The organism is Oligoflexus tunisiensis (assembly GCF_001748245.1).
In the GTDB taxonomy this organism is placed as follows: Bacteria; Bdellovibrionota_B; Oligoflexia; order Oligoflexales; family Oligoflexaceae; genus Oligoflexus; species Oligoflexus tunisiensis.
The window spans coordinates 7,519,863-7,540,080 of record NZ_BDFO01000001.1 but is presented as its reverse complement, the minus strand read 5'-3'; the positions used below and the strand labels follow the sequence as shown (position 1 = coordinate 7,540,080).

Annotated in this window: 18 protein-coding genes; 14 read left to right on the top strand and 4 right to left on the bottom strand. The window is 56.0% G+C overall.

Going from position 1 to position 20,218, the window contains the following annotated elements:
• Positions 1–91 precede the first annotated feature (91 nt).
• The 3 genes from OLTU_RS31585 to OLTU_RS31575 all read right to left on the bottom strand — a co-directional run bounded on the left by OLTU_RS31585 (position 92) and on the right by OLTU_RS31575 (position 3,112).
• Positions 92–1,045, bottom strand: a complete 954-nt coding sequence (locus OLTU_RS31585) for a nucleotidyltransferase family protein (protein ID WP_141736692.1) — start codon at positions 1,043–1,045, stop codon at positions 92–94.
• On the bottom strand, positions 1,042–2,091 hold the full coding sequence (locus OLTU_RS31580; RefSeq protein ID WP_176737133.1) for an aminoglycoside phosphotransferase family protein: 1,050 nt from the start codon (positions 2,089–2,091) through the stop codon (positions 1,042–1,044). The genes OLTU_RS31585 and OLTU_RS31580 overlap by 4 nt, the downstream gene beginning before the upstream one ends.
• A gap of 88 nt (positions 2,092–2,179) precedes the next feature.
• Positions 2,180–3,112, bottom strand: coding sequence for a diacylglycerol/lipid kinase family protein (locus OLTU_RS31575; protein WP_141736690.1), 933 nt, complete (start codon positions 3,110–3,112; stop codon positions 2,180–2,182).
• Positions 3,113–3,152: 40 nt separating this feature from the next.
• Here OLTU_RS31575 and OLTU_RS31570 point away from each other — a divergent pair, with 40 nt between their 5' ends.
• Positions 3,153–4,049 (top strand): RNA polymerase factor sigma-32, encoded by an 897-nt coding sequence (locus tag OLTU_RS31570; RefSeq protein ID WP_141736689.1) that lies wholly within the window; start codon positions 3,153–3,155, stop codon positions 4,047–4,049.
• A 122-nt stretch (positions 4,050–4,171) separates the two neighbouring features.
• Here OLTU_RS31570 and OLTU_RS31565 read toward each other — a convergent pair whose 3' ends face one another.
• A complete protein-coding gene (locus tag OLTU_RS31565) occupies positions 4,172–6,229 on the bottom strand; it encodes an ATP-dependent helicase (RefSeq protein ID WP_176737132.1) in 2,058 nt (685 codons plus the stop codon).
• 170 nt (positions 6,230–6,399) lie between these two features.
• On the opposite strand from OLTU_RS31565, the gene OLTU_RS31560 reads away from it, so the two are divergent.
• The 13 genes from OLTU_RS31560 to OLTU_RS31500 all read left to right on the top strand — a co-directional run bounded on the left by OLTU_RS31560 (position 6,400) and on the right by OLTU_RS31500 (position 20,149).
• Positions 6,400–6,993, top strand: a complete 594-nt coding sequence (locus tag OLTU_RS31560; RefSeq protein WP_141736687.1) for an isoprenylcysteine carboxylmethyltransferase family protein — start codon at positions 6,400–6,402, stop codon at positions 6,991–6,993.
• 17 nt (positions 6,994–7,010) lie between these two features.
• Complete coding sequence (gene yajC, locus OLTU_RS31555; RefSeq protein WP_141736686.1) at positions 7,011–7,349, top strand: preprotein translocase subunit YajC; 339 nt, start codon at positions 7,011–7,013, stop codon at positions 7,347–7,349.
• Between the two features lie 33 nt (positions 7,350–7,382).
• Positions 7,383–8,375: a hypothetical protein gene (locus tag OLTU_RS31550; RefSeq protein WP_141736685.1), complete on the top strand. Its 993-nt coding sequence runs from the start codon at positions 7,383–7,385 to the stop codon at positions 8,373–8,375.
• 19 nt (positions 8,376–8,394) lie between these two features.
• Positions 8,395–10,965 carry a M16 family metallopeptidase gene (locus OLTU_RS31545; RefSeq protein ID WP_141736684.1) on the top strand — a complete coding sequence of 857 codons (2,571 nt, stop codon included), beginning with the start codon at positions 8,395–8,397 and terminating at the stop codon, positions 10,963–10,965.
• A 180-nt stretch (positions 10,966–11,145) separates the two neighbouring features.
• Positions 11,146–11,823, top strand: coding sequence for a succinate dehydrogenase cytochrome b subunit (locus OLTU_RS31540; RefSeq protein WP_141736683.1), 678 nt, complete (start codon positions 11,146–11,148; stop codon positions 11,821–11,823).
• Positions 11,824–11,850: 27 nt separating this feature from the next.
• Entirely contained in the window at positions 11,851–13,764 is a 1,914-nt protein-coding gene (locus tag OLTU_RS31535) for a fumarate reductase/succinate dehydrogenase flavoprotein subunit (protein WP_141736682.1), read from the top strand.
• Entirely contained in the window at positions 13,764–14,531 is a 768-nt protein-coding gene (locus tag OLTU_RS31530; RefSeq protein ID WP_141736681.1) for a succinate dehydrogenase/fumarate reductase iron-sulfur subunit, read from the top strand. Before OLTU_RS31535 ends, OLTU_RS31530 begins: the two co-directional genes overlap by 1 nt.
• Positions 14,528–14,764, top strand: a complete 237-nt coding sequence (gene purS / locus OLTU_RS31525; protein WP_141736680.1) for a phosphoribosylformylglycinamidine synthase subunit PurS — start codon at positions 14,528–14,530, stop codon at positions 14,762–14,764. Before OLTU_RS31530 ends, purS begins: the two co-directional genes overlap by 4 nt.
• A 3-nt stretch (positions 14,765–14,767) precedes the next feature.
• Positions 14,768–15,481, top strand: coding sequence for a phosphoribosylformylglycinamidine synthase subunit PurQ (gene purQ / locus OLTU_RS31520; RefSeq protein ID WP_141736679.1), 714 nt, complete (start codon positions 14,768–14,770; stop codon positions 15,479–15,481).
• A gap of 62 nt (positions 15,482–15,543) precedes the next feature.
• Entirely contained in the window at positions 15,544–17,823 is a 2,280-nt protein-coding gene (gene purL / locus OLTU_RS31515; protein ID WP_141736678.1) for a phosphoribosylformylglycinamidine synthase subunit PurL, read from the top strand.
• Between the two features lie 31 nt (positions 17,824–17,854).
• Positions 17,855–19,285, top strand: a complete 1,431-nt coding sequence (gene purF / locus OLTU_RS31510; protein ID WP_141736677.1) for an amidophosphoribosyltransferase — start codon at positions 17,855–17,857, stop codon at positions 19,283–19,285.
• A 2-nt stretch (positions 19,286–19,287) separates the two neighbouring features.
• Positions 19,288–19,473, top strand: coding sequence for a C1orf53 family protein (locus OLTU_RS31505; RefSeq protein ID WP_141736676.1), 186 nt, complete (start codon positions 19,288–19,290; stop codon positions 19,471–19,473).
• A gap of 121 nt (positions 19,474–19,594) precedes the next feature.
• Positions 19,595–20,149, top strand: a complete 555-nt coding sequence (locus OLTU_RS31500) for a hypothetical protein (protein WP_141736675.1) — start codon at positions 19,595–19,597, stop codon at positions 20,147–20,149.
• Positions 20,150–20,218: the final 69 nt, after the last annotated feature.

The following is a 20,218-nucleotide window of genomic DNA, read 5'->3' as shown; positions in this document are numbered from 1 at the left end:
CCTGATTTAAAAATCGAATCGCAATGACTTTCAGCCGAAGACTTATAGCGATGAAGATTTTAAAGACGAGCGTCGTGGCTTCCCTCTCTCCTCAAACGATCCCCATACAAACTTCCGGTGTGATAATCCCGTTTTCCAATTTTTGACCAGGCTTAATCACGGTTGATGGATAGACCAGGCAGGACTGTATAGGCTGTTCACCCTGATCACCCTGTATAGGCCCAAAGAGAAAGCTGTTCTGTCTACGCTCAGGAAAAGGACCAGGCCCACACAGCGCGGAATCACCCTCAAAACGAATAGACGGATCAAGACCAAGCCTTTGACAAAGCCCCGCCCGATCAGGATGCAGAAGCACCGCCTGATGAGCCGCAAAATAATCGCGTGGCGTTCCCAGATCCTCCCAGAATCCCCGATGAATAAAAGCCTGAATCCGCGCCCCTTCCGCCAGCAGACGATGATAAGCCTCGATGATCGAGGGACTGCCGCCCGCAGGGATTGCGCGCACGAGCCTTGGGCCGATGATATGGATGCCGCTGAACGTGGCCAGCGTATGCCTTTCCGTGGCTTTGACCGGCTGGTCGCCAATGGCCCGGATCGCGGTCCCTTCATAGGCCACCGGATTGGTGCCTTTCTTATGCCGATCGAGGAGCACCATGGTGGCGTCTGAACCGGATTCCCGGTGCTGCTGCACAAGGGCCTTCAGGTCAATGTCCGCCATCACATCGCCATTGCAGATGAGAAGGTCATCGCTGCCCAGCCAGGCCCGCAAGGGATTGATGGCGCCGCCGGTGCCAAGGATTTCAGGCTCATGCGAGATGTGAGGAGGCGGTGTATAGACAGCCGGGTGCTTTTGTATATGCTGATTGATCACAAGCGGCAGGTGATGCGTATTGATCGCAATCTGGTGAATACCCACTTTTTTGATCTGTTCATAGACAAGATCCAGAATAGGCCGGCCGTAGAACAGGCACAAAGGTTTCGGCAATACCTCAGTGAGAGGACGCAGCCGGGTCCCGAGTCCGGCCGCCAGGAGGAGCGCCTTCATAGGGCTCCCCGCTCCTGCCAGCGCTTTTTGATTTCCTGGATCAGAGTTTGGGAGAGGAAGGGCCAGCGGCTGTCTTCAATGAGATCCGCATCGAGGGTGGCCAGAGCCGGGGCGATATTGCGAAGATAGTTGCCGCGGTTTTTCTTGACGGTCAGATATCCAAAGCTGCCGATCGCTTTCAGCTGACGCTGCAGAAGCATCGGTCCAATCTCCTCTTCGAGATCGGCCTGGTCCAGCGACCGTGTGGTCGCCATCAGCGCGGCGATCCCCTGCTCGATGAGCGCGCGGCGTTCCGCACTCGTCAGCGGGATATAGGAATCAAAACAGAGCGACACGAGGTCATAGGTCGGCGGTCCGAGGCGCGCGTCCTGGAAGTCGATAACCGCGAGGTTTTTATCCTTGATCATGATGTTGCGGGAATGAAAGTCGCGGTGCACGAAGTATTGCGAGCGTTCCGCCAGCCATGCGGCCAGGGCGTGAGCGTCCTTGCTGAAAGCCTCGGCTTCAGCCGGCGTAAAGGTCCAGCCCAGCACCGCTTCGAGAAACTGTTCCTTGAAAAAATGCAGCTCCCAATCCAGGCGCGCGGCATCAAAGGAACGTTCCCGCCAGTGGGATCGTCCGGATTCGGTGATTTCCAAAAAATGCCCGAGCATGCCGAAGGCCTGCTGATACAAATGCAAAACTTCCGCTCTTTGCCCTTTTTCCAAAGCCTCGAGCGCGAAGGTTTCCATCATCACATCGCCGTAATCCTCGATAATCAGCGCGGCAAAATCCGGCAGCGCTGCGATCGTGCGGGGCGCGGGAATCTCGTGATCGGCGAGCAGGGCGCTGATCTTCACCCACTCATAGCCATCCTTCGCGAGCTGCACGGCGTCATCGCCGGAAAGCTGCATGAGCACATAGGTTTTTTCGCTGTCTTTGTCATGAAGACGATAATAGCAGCGGTCCGATCCGTCGCCAGCCAGCCAGCTGACTCGAATATGGTCGAGGCCAAGAGCCTGACTGATGGCCCATTCCGGGGGCGGCGGCAGGGTTTTGGAACGCATATTTGCTCCTGATTGCTCGGTCGGCACCGTAACGATGGGGGCCGGGGTCCTCACTCTGCTGACGTCGTGATCCATGTTGATCCACCTCTTAGCTGCAAACAAACTCGAGCTTCGGGCCCGCTTCAATCTTCAGCGAACCGGTGGGGTTCACATAGATTTCCCCATCAACCGTGAAATGGACCGAACCCTCGTATCGAAGATTCGCCTGTTCACAGCAAAAACTGTGCTTTCCTGATGCGGGGCCTTCTTTTTGTTGTAGCATGATCGCGGGCATATACCATAGCAACTTTTCCGGAGGGCAAGTCACGACAGTGACTTGAAAATGTCCCGGACGTTGCCGGGCCAGGGGAAGAAACTGGAGGCCCATCGGAAACTTGGTGATGGTTCCCGCAAAGGCACCCAGGGCCGGTGAACGCAGGCGACCGCCTGGTTTAAACGTGGCATCGAGTCGATGAGCGCGAATCACACGCTTGATCAAAGGGCCGCGCCACAGAAATGAATTGATGATGCGCACGCTCAGCCAGGTGGCTCCCACATGACCGTTCTTTTTATGATAAAATTCTTCCAAAATTGCTGTGGATGATTGATCCGCATAAAGAAAGCCATAGACTTCGCCGATCTTCAAGGTCGCGAGGCTCTCGTGTCTCATGGACTCGGGTTGCTCGGCGTCGCGAAGAAGTCGCTGCAAAATCTCATGGGGCCTGCCCCGCACACCCAACTGAGCCGCCACGAGATTCATCGTTCCACCGCCAAGCACACAGAGACGCGGCAGCGGATCCTTGCCATAAATGCTGATAATCCGGCTGATGGCGCGCGAGATGCTCCCATCGCCACCATTTATGGCAATAATATCAATGTGTTTGTCTTTGTATTCGTGGATGATGCGATCAAGATGCTCGAGGTCCTGGCTTAGGGAAAAGATGCCTTTTTGGCCAAGAACGTCCTGTAAAAGCTTTAATTCCTCGGGAGAACGCTTATTTAACTTAGAGTGGGGATTTGCTATGATCCCAATTCCTGGCATATTTCAGTCCCATTTGTCAGGTTGAAGCAGGGGTGTATTGATGACGAAAAATCTGCCAACTCCCAAGGCTAGCCAGGCTGTTAGCAAGTTATCACCTCTGCAACTCTATCTGCAAGAAATCTCCAAATATTCTCTGCTGACGCCAGAAGAGGAATTGGAAGCCGCCCGCAAGCATTTTGAAGAGGGAGATATAGCAGCTGCCCACCGTCTTGTAACCTCGAATCTCCGGCTCGTTGTGAAAATCGCCAACGACTTTCGTCAGGCTCAGGCCAACCTTCTCGATCTGATTCAGGAAGGCAATTATGGTCTGATGCAGGCTGTGAAAAAGTACAACCCTTACAAGGGGGTGAAACTTTCAAGTTACGCAGCCTGGTGGATAAGAGCCTATATTCTCAAATACATCATGGATAACAAGAGCCAAGTTAAGATTGGCACAACAGCAGCGCAGCGCAAGCTTTTCTTCAATTTGCGGCGGGAGATGGACAAACTTTTGGCCGAATACGATCACATCGATACCAAACTTCTGGCCGCAAACCTCGATGTGCGGGAGAAGGATGTCATCGATATGCAAATGCGCCTCAACGGGCCGGACTATTCGCTCGACGCTCCGATCGGCTCGGATGATGAAGGCGAAGGGGGGACCAGGGGGTCGATGATTCCCAACCAGGAGCCCAGTGTCGAGGACACGCTCGCGAGCGAAGAGCTGCGCAGTATTTTTGGCGAACAGTTGGAAAGCTTTCGGCAGACGTTGAAAGGTCGCGATCTGGAGATCTTTGAGGATCGCATCATGAACGAGAACCCGGTGACTCTGCAGGAAATCGGCGATCGTTACGGCATCAGCCGCGAACGGGCCCGACAAATCGAAGCCCGCATCGTGAATAACCTGAAAAACTTCGTGAAGGACAAGGGCATCATCGACCTTGAGCCCGGCGACTAGGAGCCTGGCCGAAAACCCCTCGTATTCTGCGTTGTCCGCCTCGCTGCGGTGCTCATTTACTTGATGTAAACTGCGCTCCTCGCTCGTTGACGCCTTGCCTCCAAGTGATTTTCGGCCGGGCTCTAATCCCGCCGCGCAAACCCGCTGCGCAATTCGGCCTTCAGCTTGGAAAGCCGACTCATATTGATTTCCTTCTTCTGTTCCTCATCGATCATCGCGCGCATCTCGGCGTCGTGTTCCGTTTCGACGCCCTTGTTCGGCAGTTCGTCGATGAAACGACTCGGCTTTCTTGGCGTTTTTTTGAACTGGGAGAATCGCTCCCGGGCATAGGTCAGGTGCAATTTGATCTTGGCCCTGGTGATCGCCACATAAAACAATCGCCGCTCTTCCATCAGGGCCTGATCGGAGCTCACGCTGTTCTTGTGGGGCAGCTGATCCTCCTCCACGCCGCAGAGGAAGACCACCGGAAACTCAAGGCCCTTGGAAGCATGGATGGTCATCAGCGAGACGTGATTATCATTGCCGCCTTTCTGCTCTTTTTCATTATCACCAAGACTGAGCTGATCCAGAAGATCAAGGAGCTGCAACTGACCCCGGTCCTCGACCTGGCGTTCGGCGAGGGTTTTGATCCACGTCGGCAGCTTCTTCATGGATTCGATCTTGCGGCGCCGGGCGCCTTCATGCGTGGTCTTGTTGCGAATCTCATCCTCAAGACCAAATTCCTTGATGATCCGCTGGCCCCTGGTTTCCAGGTCATTCACGTCGACGAGCGGCGTATCGTGAAGACTCCTGATCGCCGCCACGAATTCATGCGTGGCCTTGCGGGCCCGACTGTCGAGATCCACGAGGTCAAGCTGCAGGACTTCGAGAGGACTTTTGTCATGCGTCTTCGCCGCTTCCTCGATTTTCTCGAGGGTTTTTAAACCGATGCCGCGGACGGGGGTATTGATGATCCGCCAGAAGGCAAGTCGATCGCCGGGATTGACCGAAAGGCGAAAGTAACAAAGAAAGTCTTTCACTTCCTTGCGTTCGAAAAAACTCGTGCCGCCATAAACCTTGTAAGGAACCTGCATCTCGCGCAGGGCCATCTCCACCGCCTTGGCCTGAGCATTGGCCCGATAAAGAATACCGATATCCCGCGGTTTGAACCCCTGACCGAGGAGCGTGAAACATTTCTTGGCAATCCACTTCGCCTCGTTCACGTCGTCGCCATGTGAGGCGAGCGTGATGGGCGATTGATTCTGCGAGGAACTCCAAAGCGTCTTCGCCTTGCGACCGGTGTTGTTACGGATCACCGTATTCGCGGCATGCAAAATCACGTTCGAGCAGCGGTAGTTCTGTTCGAGCTTGATGAGCAGCGTTCCTGGAAAGATCTGCTCGAAGCGGTCGAGGGTTTCGACGAGGGCGCCCCGCCAGCTATAGATCGACTGATCGTCATCGCCGACCACACAGATATTGCGCGACTCTTTCGCCAGAAGTTCCAAAACATAAAGCTGGGCGAAATTGGTATCTTGAAACTCATCGACCAGAAAATACCGCCAGCGCGCCTGCAGCCTTTGACAAAGGTCGGCGTTGTTTTTCAGCAGAAGCGCGGTTTTGAAAATGCAGTCATCAAAGTCGATCACCCGGTTGAGCTTCAGCTGCCGTTCATAGACATCATAGATGGCAGCCAGCACGGCCGGATCCTTGTCGGAAAACCGCAGGGGATCTGCATGCAAAACATCCTGCGGTCTCAGAAGGGCATTCTTCGCGTTGCTGATGCGGGCCAAAAGATCCTCGGGCCGGTAAAGGCCCTGCCAGCCGCGTTCCTCCATCGCCTTGCGCACGAGGTCGAGCTGATCCGAAGTTCCGGCCAGCGAAAAACGGGAATCGAGGCCCGCTTCGTGGGCGAACTCCCGCAGCACGCGCAGACAGAAACTGTGAAAGGTTCCTATAATAATACCTTTGGCACTGCGCCCCACCAGTTCAGTCAGGCGCTCCTTCATTTCGCGCGCGGCCTTGTTGGTAAAGGTCATCGCCACGATTTCGGTCGGCGTCACACCGGCATTCAACATAAATGCCATGCGATAGGTAATCACCCGGGTTTTGCCGGTGCCTGCACCGGCTATAATCATGACCGGCCCCTGAATACGGGTAACGGCCTGGTGCTGTTCAGGATTAAGCTGCGAAAAATCGACCATGTTCTTCTCTCGACATGAGGACTTGCGATCGGATTCCATACTCGGATTCGATGCCTGGGTCAAACGCGTAGGGATTTCATGGCATAATTCCTGGGAAGTTTCTTCAGTTTCTCGTGATCCATGTGTTAGGATGCTGTGAATAGTCAATAATTTTGAGTGAGGTTCAGGGAGTGGCAGCCGCCATCGCAAGTCTGCCTGCAGAACTTCCGGCAGTGCTCGTTTTGATCGCAACGACGCTCGTCGCCTATGGAGAGCGCCGCGTGCACGGCTACAATTATGCCTACCTCAAGGTGGTAGGTGGTGAGGAACTCATACCCGATCCGATGCGCCGCTACTATCAGCTTCAGCTGGCGCTGCCCTGGATCGCATGGCTTTCGCACTTCCTTTTGCCGAGCGCCTGGCGCTGGACTGCGGTACCCATGCCGGGTCTCATCCTTCTGATGCTCAGTATGCTGCTCCGTATCTGGTCGATGCGCAGTCTGGGTCGCCTTTGGACGCAGCGCTGTATCTTTGTCCCTGGCATGCCACGGACCAGCCATGGGCCTTATCGCTACATGCGTCATCCTGAATACATAGCGCATGGGCTGGAAGGCCTGGGGCTTCTGCTCTTTTTTGGCGCCAATCCCCTCGTGCTCGGCCTCTGGATTTGGAACGCAAACAACGCCGCTCGAATCTGCAAAATCGAGTCCCGTCAGCTCTATGAGCTTTCGGTTGCTCCGTTGCAAATGCCGGAAGCCTCGAGTACAGTCGGAGCCTCTGATTAGCACCCGCGGGAGGTATCATGACGTTGTTTTCACTAGTGGACATTGCCTATGCGCAAGGCGCAAAACCGGCGCAACCGAGCACCTTGGAAATTCTCATCATGCCTCTGGCATTTATTGTGATTATGTATTTCCTGGTGATTCGCCCTCAGCAGAAAAAGGCCAAGGAACACCAGGCACTACTGACGGCTTTGAAAGTCGGCGACGAAGTTGTGACCACGGGCGGCATCATTGGTCGTATTAAAGCCATTGCCGATGCCTTCGTGACTTTGGAAGCTGGTCCCAACACGACGCTGAAAGTTCAAAAAAGCCATATCACCGCTGCCCCCAAAGCAGCCGTGGCCAAGGCTGAAAAGTAAGTCTTGTCCGTGTTCACGCCAGGAGAATTGCCCATGCGGAGCCCCCTTGTTTCCGGTCTATTGCTTGTCTTTCATGGTCTGGCTCTGACCAGCAATCTCCAGGCAGCCGATGACACGGACATCAACGCCTGGTCGCTGCCCGAGGAAATCGAAGCCATCAGCGGCAGCGGAGCGGCGCTGGCCGGATCGGGTGTGGCCAGTGTCAGCGATCAGGGCGCCATTCGCCTCAATCCCGCCATGCTTTATTTGCATCGCTCCTACGATGTGGGCGCCGGCTACTACTGGCCCTCACAGGGGCGTCCTTTTTATAAGGCTTCCATCATTGATGGGATCACATCCCGTGCCGTGGCTGGTTTTGAATACACCGGTTTTGCGGAAAACCTGAAGGAACGCAATCGCGCGGATGTGGAAGGCGACTCCCCGGTCCACAAGAGGGGCTCGGTGGCGATCGCCATTCCCACTGATTATTTCGCAATAGGTTTCTCCGGTCATTATGTGGAAGCCGAGGATACGGCCGATCCCGCCAACCCCGAGGTTTACAAGGGAATTTCCCTGGGCGCGGGGGTGATTGCCATGCTGGGCAATCAGGTCCGGCTTGGTCTCTCGCTTGAAAACTTCAACAATCGGCGCATCGCGGACGTGGCGCCCAGAACCCTCCGGGCGGGTCTCGCCTGGGAGGACAAAACGCAAACCGTGACCGTGCATGGCGAGGTACGGGAGCGGGATCGTTCCGTGAATCTGGAATGGAACAATCCGATTGTCGACGGGCTGGCCCTGGCACAATCGGCAGTCGATGATAGACCTGAACGCATGGCCCTGGCCGGCGTTCAGGTGAAGACCTTTGATATGCTGCGCCTCTTCGCGGGCTATGGGCGGTCCATACGCGGGGAAGAGCGCGAGGTGACAGGTGCCGGGATTGGTCTTTACCAAAAGAATTTTTCGCTCAGTTATGCCACCAGCCAGAATGATTCCGATGCCAAGGACTGGCAAAGTTCTCTGCACCTGTCCGTAATGATGAAAATCTAATACAGAAGTGAGGCCCGACATGCTGCGCAAGCGTTTGGAGAATGGCATTGATGTCGTGATCCAGGAGAACCAATTTTCTAAAATGTTTGCCCTGCAGTGCTGGATCGGTGTGGGATCCCTGCATGAAGAGGAAGGCGAGGAGGGCATCAGCCATTGCATCGAGCATATGCTGTTCAAAGGCACCAAACGCTTCGCCGTCGGGGAAATTTCCCGGCGGGTGGAGTTTTTGGGCGGTGAGATGAATGCCTACACCAGCTTTGAACATACCGTCTTCTATCTGACCCTGCCGGCGGCTCATGCCGCGGAAGCCATTGATATCCTCGCCGACTCCATCTTCAATAGCAGCTTTGATCCCGAGGAACTGGAGCGCGAAAAGGAGGTCATTCTCGAGGAGCTCAAGCGCAACGAGGACAGCCCGGGTTACATGCTCGGACGCAAGGTTTTTGGCTCCATCTATGAAGGCACGCCGGCGTCCAAGCCCATTATCGGTTTTGAAGAAACCATCAGGAATTATTCGCGCGAACAGATCTTTGCCTTCATGAAGAAATGGTATCAGCCCGATAACATGAAAGTCGTGGCCGTGGGCGCGGTGAATGCCGAGTCCCTGGTGCAGGATATTCAAAAGGCCTTCGGCTCGGCTCAAGGGAAGGCCAAGGACCGCACCCTGGATCTTAAACTGCCGAAGATCCGCCAGCCCCAGGTCCATGTCGTCACGGGCGACTTTGAACAGCCGCGCATAGAAATCGCCTTCCCGGCTCCGGCCCTCCTGCATGAAGATCTTTTGCCGCTGGATCTGGCCGCCTTTGCGCTCGGCAGTGGGGAATCCTCGCGTCTGCACCGACGGGTGCGTGATGAGCAGCAGCTGACCAGCGTGGTCGGCGCTTCGGTTTACGCTCCGAGTTTTGGCGGCGTCTTTGAACTCAGCGCCATGCCGCATGCGGAGAGTTATCTGGAATGCGTGACGGCGCTCGGCACCGAGCTGGCCCGCTTGAAATATGAAGAGCCGGTCACGCGGGAGGAACTCGAACGCGCTCGTGCCAATGCCAAGGCGGATCGCATTTATTCCGAGGAAACCGTTTCCGGTCAGGCCCGCTCGCTGGGGCATGCCCTGCAAACGCCCCATGATCTTTTGCACGACTACGTGGTCGAGGCGCAAATCAACCGTCTGAATACCTATGAAGTGGAGCAGGCGGTGCAACGCTGGATCCGCGAGGACTCCTGCATCATGGCCTGTGTTTTGCCCAAGGACAGCCGGATCAGTGCGGATGATGTCCGCAAGGCTGTCCTGAAGGGCTTCAAGGCTCCGGCCGCCGCAGCGGGCGCCAGCGGAAAACAGGCGACCCGGGCCATCCATGTTGCGAAGATCACCCCGCAGGTGACCTTCATCTATAAGCAGCAGAATCACAATGATCTGATGAATATTACCGCTGTCTGCTCCGGTGGCCTGCGCAGTGAAACTCCGGATCAGGCCGGTATGTATCACATTCTTGCGGATCTTTTAGGTTCCGCCACCGCCACCCATAATTATGCGGATATGCTGCGTCGCCTGGAAGGTCAGGGGGCGGTGCTGGGTGGATTCTCGGGCAAGGATACGATTGGCGTCAAATTCCAATGCCTCTCGGAGCAGGTCGAGGATCTTCTGCCGCTTTGGGCGGAAGCCATACTGGATCCACGTTTCCCCGATATGCAGCTGCAGACCGCGCAGATGGAAGTCTTCGACAATATCCAGGCGGAAAAGGATTCCCCGTCCGCGCTTGCCATGCGCCGCTTCCAGCAGGAGGTTTATGGCAAACATCCTTATGCCAAGCCCGTCTGGGGTTCCGAGGAAGCGGTCAAGGGTTTCAGCTGTGATGCGTTGCTGGAGGAATTCAACGCCATCCGTGATCGCTCGCACTGGATTATCAGTGCCGTCGGTCGCCTGCCGTTTGAACCCATGGCCCGCATGATGGAGCGTTTGCTTCAGCCTTTGCACCGGCCCATCGAACGTCCGACGAATATCGTGCAGGCGCTGCCCGCCGGGGTCAAGGCGCAGGCGGTGCATCTGTCCAAGGATCGTGAGCAGGTGCACCTTGTGATGGGAACGCTGGGCCTTAATTGGAACGATAAGGATCGCTATGCCCTGGATGTCCTGGGCAATGTGCTGGGTGGCAGCGGCGGCCGTTTCTTTGTCAAGCTGCGCGATGAACAGAGCCTGGCCTATTCCGTAGCGCCTTTGCATTCCTATGGTTGCCACCGCGGCATCTTCGGAGCCTATATGGCCTGCTCGCCGCATAAACTCAAAGACGCCGAAATTGGCATTCGCAACGTATGGAATGACATTTGTCAGAACGGTGTCAGTCAGGACGAGATCGACCGCGCCCGCAACTATCTCATTGGCGGACATGAATCCGATATGCAGCGCGGCGATGCCCAGGCCATGTCGATGGCTCTGATGGAACTCTATGGTCTTGGCTACGACGATTTTGAGAACTACGCGAATCGCCTGCATGAAGTGGATCGCGCCGCCGTGCAAAATGTCGCGCGACGTCTTCTGGTGGCCCAGGAGCAGGTCGTTGTGCGGGTTGGCCCGGTCAGCGAATCTCCGTCCTAAAGCCTGACGGCGGCGCCTCACTCAGCCGAAGCTCGACGGCTTGCGCTGCCGGAATTCCGGCCTTTTTCATGGAAAAACCCTCTCCATTGTTATAAGAAAGTCCGGGTTAAGTTCATAGCTTGCCTGGATGGAGCACCATTTGCTCCCCTGCAATTGTCAGAATTTCCCGTGGAGAGATCTATGAGTTGGATCGTTCGTCTCATGAAGTCCTCACTAGGTGCCAAGTATGTGATGGCCGTGACGGGCGCAGGCCTGTTCGCCTTCCTTATTGGTCACATAGGAGGCAACCTGCTCCTGTACTTCGGTCAGGACGCGATGAATAGCTACGCAGTCGGTCTGCGTGAACTGCCTTACGGTCTGCTCTGGATCGCCCGGGGTGGAATTCTGCTCTTCTTCGTTTTGCACGTGTACACCGCCTATAGCCTGACGGCTCGCAACAAGGCGGCGCGACCACGGGCCTATGTCATGGAAGATACGTTTCAGGCCTCCCTGGCCTCGCGTACCATGGCTATGACGGGAACCATTGTCCTGCTCTTCGTTCTTTATCATCTGGCTCATTATACGTTCAGGATTGTGAATTACGCCGGTCCTTACATCGACAATCAAGGCCGGGATGATGTTTATACGATGACGGTGGCCGGCTTCAGTCAGCCCGTGATCGCCATTACGTATGTCGCCGCCATGCTTGTGCTCGGTTACCATTTGAGCCACGGTCTTTCGAGTATGTTTCAGTCCCTTGGCATCAACCACAGCAAGTACAATCTCTTCTTCCGCAAAATCATGCCGCTGGTCGGCTGGGTTGTGACGCTGGCCGGTGCCACCATTCCATTGGCCGTTCTTGCAGGAATCATTCGGTAAACGCAGACATCGAGGAGCACGAAAGATATGAAATTGGATGCCAAAATTCCAAGCGGTCCTCTTGCGGAAAAATGGAGCAAACACCGCTTTGAAATGAAGTTGGTCAACCCTGCCAACCGCCGTAAATATCATGTGATCGTGGTCGGTTCCGGTCTCGCTGGGGCCTCGGCCGCGGCCACCCTTGCTGAGATGGGCTACCAGGTTTCCTGCTACTGTTATCAGGACAGCCCACGCCGCGCACACAGTATCGCCGCTCAGGGCGGTATCAATGCGGCCAAAAACTATAAAAACGACGGTGACTCCGTGCACCGCCTCTTCTACGACACGGTGAAAGGCGGTGACTTCCGCTCCCGGGAAGGCAACGTCTATCGTCTGGCCGAAGTCAGCGTGAACATCATCGACCAGTGCGTGGCGCAGGGCGTGCCCTTCGCGCGTGAATACGGTGGTCTGCTCGACAACCGCTCCTTCGGTGGCGCTCAGGTGTCGCGGACCTTCTATGCCCGGGGTCAAACCGGTCAGCAGCTTCTCCTGGGAGCCTATGCGGCCCTGGAAAGGCAGATCGGCCTTGGACGCGTGAAGATGTATACCCGAACGGAGATGCTGGATCTCGTTCTGGTCGAAGGCCGGGCGCGCGGGATCGTAGTGCGCGATATGGTGACGGGAAAAATCTCGACCGTGATGGGCGAAGCGGTTGCGCTTTGCACCGGCGGCTACGGGAACGTCTTTTATCTCTCGACCAATGCCAAGGGCTGTAACGTGACCGCCACGCACCGCGCCTGGAAACGCGGCGCCGGCTTCGCCAACCCTTGCTACACGCAGATTCACCCGACCTGTATTCCGGTGTCCGGTGATCACCAGTCGAAACTCACGCTGATGTCCGAATCCCTGCGGAACGACGGCCGCGTCTGGGCGCCCAAGAAAAAAGGCGACACCCGGGCGCCGGGCGATATCCCGGAAGAGGAACGCGATTACTACCTCGAACGCAAATATCCAAGCTTCGGGAACCTGTCGCCGCGTGATATTGCCTCGCGTAGTGCCAAGGAAGCTTGCGATGCGGGTCACGGCATAGGTCCTGGCGGCAAAGGCGTGTACCTCGACTTCCGCGATGCGATCAAACGCGAAGGCGAAAACGTGATTCGCCAGCGTTACGGCAACCTCTTCGCGATGTATGAAAAAATCACGGCCGAGGATCCCTACAAGGTTCCCATGCGAATTTACCCGGCGGTTCACTATACAATGGGTGGGCTCTGGGTGGACTATAACCTCATGAGCACCATCCCCGGTCTTTATGTGCTCGGCGAAGCGAATTTCTCCGACCACGGCGCCAACCGCCTTGGGGCCAGTGCTTTGATGCAGGGCCTTGCGGACGGATACTTTGTGCTGCCGGCCACTATCGGTGATTACTTTGCGTCGAACAAGTTCAACAAGGTGGCAACGGATGGGCCCGAAGCGCAGCAGGTGATGAACGAAGTGCAGGCGAACCTGAAGCGCCTCCTTTCGATCAACGGCACGCGTTCGGCCGATTCCTTCCACAAGGAACTGGGTCTTTTGATGTGGGATAAGTGCGGTATGGCCCGTAACAAGGCCGGCCTGGAACAGGCGCTGAAAAGGATCCCGGAAATCCGCGAGGAATTCTGGAAAAACCTGCGCGTCCCGGGCAGTGGCGAGGATCTCAACCAGGAACTCGAAAAAGCCGGTCGCGTGGCCGACTTTATCGAGCATGCTGAGCTGATGTGTCGCGATGCCTTGATCCGCGAAGAATCCTGTGGTGGCCACTTCCGTGAAGAACATCAGACGGAAGACGGCGAAGCCAAACGCGATGATGAAAATTTCGCGCATGTGGCCGTCTGGGAGTACAAGGGAGCAGGTGTCCAGCCTGCCCGGCACATTGAACCCCTGGTCTACGAAAACATCAAACTCGCTACGAGGAGTTACAAATAATGGATCTTGAATTGCATGTCTGGCGCCAAAAAAACCCCCAGGATCCCGGCAAAATGATGCAATATCAGGCGAAAAACGTCTCGCCGGACAGTTCGTTTCTGGAAATGATGGATCAGGTCAACGAGGACCTGGTCAGCAAGGGCGAGGATCCCATCGCTTTCGACCATGACTGTCGCGAAGGCATTTGCGGCATGTGCTCGATGGTGATCAATGGCAAGGCTCATGGCGGCCAAAAAGGCACAACAACCTGCCAGCTCCATATGCGGAAATTTAAAAACGGCGACAAGATTTATATCGAGCCTTGGAGAGCCAAAGGATTTCCGGTGCTTAAGGATCTTGTCGTGGATCGTGGCGCGTTCGATCGCATCATTGCGGCGGGCGGCTTCGTATCGGTGAACACAGGCGGCGTCCCCGATGCCAACGCCATTCCGGTGCCTAAAGAGAAGGCCGATCTGGCGATGGATGCGGCGGAATGTATTGCATGTGGGGCCTGTGTTGCTGCTTGCAAGAATGCTTCAGCAATGCTATTTGTCGCCGCGAAAGTTTCACATTTGGCGAATTTGCCTCAAGGCCAACCCGAACGTAAGCGACGTGTTTTGAACATGGTAAATCGGATGGATGCTGAAGGCTTTGGTAATTGCACCAACTATTTTGAATGCGAAGCGGCTTGTCCGAAATCGATCAGTGTGAAATTCATCGCGCAAATGAATCGGGATTACCTCAAGGCCAGCCTAACCCATGAAGAATCAGAGGTGGGAAAAGAATGATGTACGAAGTCGTGGTGGAGCTGAAGGAGGAGGTCCTGGACACCCAGGGCCGTGCGATTCAACAAACTCTGGCACGTCTTGGGGCCACACAGCTCAAGGCTGTTAAAGTCTCCAAGCGTTTTTTGCTGGACCTGGATGGCGACGAAGCCAGCAACCTGGAACTGGTGCAAAAGCTTGCTGCTGAGCACCTCGCGAATCCGGTGTCTGAAACCTTCAAGTGCAGGAAGCTCTAAGCCATGACTCGTGTGAGTAAGCTCGGACAACCTCGCATCGGTCTTATTCAATTCCCTGGCTCCAACTGCGACGCCGACTGCGTCGACGCCTTTAAACGTCTCTTCGATATCGACATTCAGCTCGTGTGGCATGAAGCCCACGAGCTTCCTGCTTTGGATGGCGTCATCCTTCCCGGCGGGTTCAGCTATGGCGACTATCTGCGCGGCGGTGCCCTGGCCAGTTGCAGTCCGATCATGGATGCAGTGAAGACCTTTGCAGCGAAAGGCGGACCGATCATTGGAATCTGTAACGGATTTCAGGTCCTGACAGAATCACAACTTTTGCCTGGCACGCTTTTGAAGAATGCCAGCCAGACTTTTATTTGCCAGTATGCATACCTGAAAGTGGCGCCTGGAAACAGTGGCTATCATCAGCGTCTGCAAGGGCGACTCTACAAGGTGCCCATCGCCCATGGTGAAGGTCGTTACTTTGTTCCTGCCGACCAGCTCAAGACGCTGCAGGACAAAGGCCAGATCCTTTTCCAATACGCCGATGAGCAGGGTAACGTGAATGACTCCACCGCACCCAACGGCGCGGTGGCGAATATCGCGGGCATCGTCAGTGAAAACGGGCGCATACTGGGTATGATGCCGCATCCCGAGCGGGCCTCGGATGTGCTGCTTGGCAGCCAGGATGGGCAGCCCATACTCGAAGCCTTCCTGGCGACCGTCCTGTAGACGAGTCATGAAAATCAAGGCCCGGTCAGGGCCTTTTTTTGTTCCTTTAGGAGCCAAACGTAATGCAAAAAGAACTCCTCGGACAGCTTTCTCAACTCTCCAAGAACCCGCGCGCTCAGCTCATTGCGGAAGAGGGTGAGGCGTTCAAACCTCTCTTGAAAAAACATAAGATCAACGATTCCGAATATAAAACCCTGCGGACTATCGTCGGACGGGCTCCAACCCTCTCGGAACTCGGCGTCTTCTCCGCGATGTGGAGCGAGCACTGCTCCTATAAATCCTCCAAGGTCCATCTGCGCAAGCTCCCGACCGAAGGCGAAAACGTGGTGGTCGGTCCCGGGGAAAACGCCGGCGTGGTGCGTTTGTCCCAAAAACTCTGCGCGGCCTTCAAGATGGAAAGCCACAATCACCCGAGTTATATCGAGCCCTATCAAGGGGCCGCGACCGGTGTGGGCGGGATCCTGCGCGATGTCTTCTGCATGGGCGCACGTCCTGTGGCCAACCTCAACGCACTGCGCTTCGGGGAGCGGAAGCATCCAAGGACGCACTATCTCTTCGAAAACGTTGTGAAAGGCATCGGCGATTACGGCAACTGCGTGGGCATTCCCACGGTGGCCGGTTCGGTCTCCTTTGATAAAACCTATAACGGCAATATCCTGGTAAACGCCATGACGGTGGGTCTGATTCACGAGGACCGCATCTTCAAGGGCTTTGCCTCGGGACAACACAACCTTGTGGTCTACGTGGGCTCGGCCACCGGCCGTGATGGAATCCACGGAGCCTCGATGGCTTCCGATAGCTTCTCAAGCGAGGCTTCCGGAGAGCGTTCCACCGTTCAGGTCGGCGACCCTTTTGCGGAAAAACTGGTTTTGGAAGCGACCCTCGAAGTGCTGGAAAAAGGCCTTGTGGTTGGCCTTCAGGATATGGGTGCGGCGGGGCTGACGTCCTCGTCCTTTGAGATGGCCGATCGCGCCGGCAACGGTCTTTATATGAACCTCGACTATGTGCCGACCCGGGCGCAGAACATGAGCGCCTATGAGCTTCTGCTTTCGGAGTCGCAGGAACGCATGCTGATGTGTGTGGAACCCGCGAAATGGCCCGCTTTGCAGGACTGCCTGAAAAAATGGGAACTCGCTTATGCCGTGATCGGTGTGGTGACTGATACCGGCCGCATGCAAATCGTGAAAAACGGTGTGTTGGAAGTCGATGTTCCGGTGGCGCCACTCGCGGAGAGCGCGCCGCGTTATGAGAGACCTTTTAACCCCCCGAAACGCAGCTACAGCCAGGACACGGCGCTTCGGCAGAAACTGGCTGGGATCAAGGCCACGGATCTTCTCGTGAAAATGATCGAGGAGGATGGCGACAAGGACCGCATCTATCGTCAGTACGATCATCATATCGGCACCAAAACCATCCTCGGTCCTGAGCAGCAGGGTGCGGGTCTCCTCTGGATTCGATCGGACTGGGCGGATCCGCGGGAAACTCATCTCGGCCTTGCGGTGGCCGCTGCCTGTAATGAGCGCTACTGCGCGCAGGACCCGATGCTCGGCGCCGCGCATGCTGTTCTGAAATGCTACCGCTCCATCGCGGCGACGGGAGCTGAACCGTTGGCCGTCACCGATTGCCTCAACTACGGCAACCCCGAGGACCCGGAAATCATGGGCCAAATCGTGGCTGGTGTGGATGGGATTGGGCTGGCCTGCCGTGAGCTTGGTACGCCGGTCGTGAGCGGTAATGTGAGCCTTTACAACCAGACGGACGGCGTGAGCATTGCCCCGACGCCGATGATCGGGATGATTGGCAAACATAGCGACGTTCGTAAGGGTCTGCCGGCTGTCTTGAGCGAATCGGCCACGCTCTATCTTCTGAAACCCAAAGGTTCGGCGCCGGTTCTGGGTGGCTCGCTCGTCACCAAGGTTCTTGGCGTGGACAGTACGACCGAAAGCATTCCCCCTGTGAACTGGCAGCAGGAAAGAGAGGCTGCAGGGCTGATTCGTGAACTGATGAACAAAAATCAGCTCCGTGCCGCACGTGATGTGGGCGCGGGTGGTGTTTTGACAAGTTTAACGAAAATGACTTTGGCTTCCGAAAAGTTAGGTTTGGATGTATTGTTGAGATCCACCCCCGCTGATGCGATGTCCACCTGGTTTGGCGAAAGCAGCGGGACCTATATTCTGGCCAGTTCATCCACCCTGGATGTGACTGCGCTCAACAGGACTCTTCAACATTCAGAACTCGTGGAGCTGGCCCGCGCCACTCCAGGTCAAGATATCAAGTTTGATGGTCAGGTGATAGGAAGACAGCAGCTGAAGTCCGCTTCAGAAGCGTCCCTGGATATTTGAAGAGCCGATTGCAACAGAGGAAACTACGTTTATGGCAGGCTTTCGTGAAGAATGCGGTGTCGTCGGTGTGATGGGCGATCCCGAGGCTGCGAAGCTGATTTATCTCGGACTTTATGCCCTGCAGCATCGCGGGCAGGAAGCCGCGGGGATTGTGACCATGGATCCACAGGGTGAATTCCACGGTCACAAGGCCTTTGGCCTCGTGGGCGATGGCTTTACCAAGGATATCCTGGCCAAGCTCGACGGCAGCACCGGCATCGGCCACAACCGCTATTCCACCAGCGGCGCGAGTCGCATGGTGCAGAATATTCAGCCCTTCTCGTTCAAAACCCAGCTGGGGCCGGTGGCCATTGCTCATAACGGCAATCTCACCAACGCCGACCAGCTGCGTCAGGAACTGGAAGCCCATGGCAGTATCTTTCAATCGACTTCAGATACCGAAGTTTTCATGCATCTGATTGCCCGGAGTGACAAGGATCAGCTGCTCGATCGCATCGTGGAAGCGATGAAAAAGGTGAAAGGGGCCTATTCCCTGGTGCTCCTGACCAAGGATCGGCTCTTTGCTTTGCGTGATCCCTATGGTTTCCGGCCCCTCGTGATGGGCCGCCGCGGTCCCGCTGTGGTCGTCGCCAGTGAAACCTGTGCTTTGGAATTGATCGATGCCGATATTGAACGTGAGATCGCGCCGGGTGAAATTGTTGAGATTTTCCCGGATGGTTTTGCCAAATCCTATTTCCCCGTTCAAAGTCCGCGGAAGGCTTTCTGTTCGTTCGAACCGATTTACTTTGCGCGACCCGATTCGCAGATCTTTGGTGAAGAGATCTATAATCTTCGGAAGAAGATGGGTGCCATCCTGGCCCGTGAGGCGCATGTGGAGGCGGATGTCGTGATCGCGGTGCCTGACTCGGGCGTGCCGATGGCGCTCGGTTATGCGGCCGAGGCCGGATTGCCTTTGGAACTCGGACTGGTGCGGAACCACTATGTGGGCCGGACTTTTATCGAGCCTTCGCAATCGATCCGTGACTTTGGGGTGAAATTGAAGCTGAATCCGGTGGGCTCCTCGCTGCGCGATAAACGCGTGATCGTGGTCGATGACAGCCTCGTGCGCGGAACCACGTCGGTGAAAATTCTGCGCATGATCCGCAAGGCCGGTGCGAAGGAAATTCACATGCGCCTGGGTTCACCGCCGATCACGCACTCCTGTTACTTTGGAGTGGATACGCCTGAGCGCGGTCAGCTGCTGGCGGCGCAACGGAATGTCGAGGAGATCCGTGATTTCATCGGAGCCGATACGCTGGCCTTCCTCAGCACCAAAGGTTTGCGGGAGGCTCTTGGTTCGAACAACTGCAATAACTACTGCTATGGTTGCTTCAACGGGGATTACCCCGAGGATCCATGCCGCCCGATTCCACCGCAGCCGACCGATAAAACCGGCGGCCCGGGCCTGAAAGCCGGATTCTGACCTTGTCCGAATCACCGAAAAAACCGCTCGTGGAAGGGGTCGATTACACGATCGACCCGGCCACGGGCTATTTGGTTTTCACCGCTACCTACCTTCTCAAACGCGGTTATTGCTGCGGCAGTGGCTGTCGCCACTGTCCCTATCCTCCTGACGAGCAGGAGCGCGCAGGCCGTCCCCAAAAAAAGTGAGCAGCCTTTACGATATCCCCCAAGGTCGTGACCATCTCGGAGCGATTGGCCCTCTGTCGAGTTATGCTAAATTAAGCAGATGATTCATAGTGCGAGAGGGTTGCGATGAAGTTTCGCTGTCTTGCAGGGGGCGTTTCTTGTCTCGTGCCTCATCTCCTCGTCGGGCTTTGCCAGGAAAGCGTCCCTGCGGCCCGGCCTCGACATCTATAGCTCGCAGGGCTTTGGCAGCGTGAAGTTCGAGAAGCATGTTTGCCGGGAGACGGATTCGGGGCAGACGGCCGAGACATACTACACGACCAGCGAGCATATGGGCGCCGTCAACACCAGCGCCGGCCTCTTTCTGCAAAAGCCGGTCCGCAGCAAATTCTATCTGAAGGTCTTTGATCTTGATTGGGGCGTGACTCTGCCTCTGGACTTTCAAACCCTGTCGACGGACCTTTCCAGGAACACGAATTCAGCCTATTCCGTGGACGCCGACGGGAACATCATCATGCGCGAAGCCCCTGTGGCGATCGACCTTTCGATCCTGGGAATACAGCCCTCGCTCTACGCTCAGGCCGGCCTGACGATTCCTTACCTGCCATGGATTATTCTTCGGGTCGGAGGCGGTCCCAAGCTCACTTATGGGAAGATGCGCGTGGACAAGCGCTGGGCGGGGGCTTCGAAACGAAGCTGAAAGTCCTCAAGGGCAAGGACTATGGGTATACGATGGGAAGCGGATCCTTGAATTTTGGCGTCAGGTTTC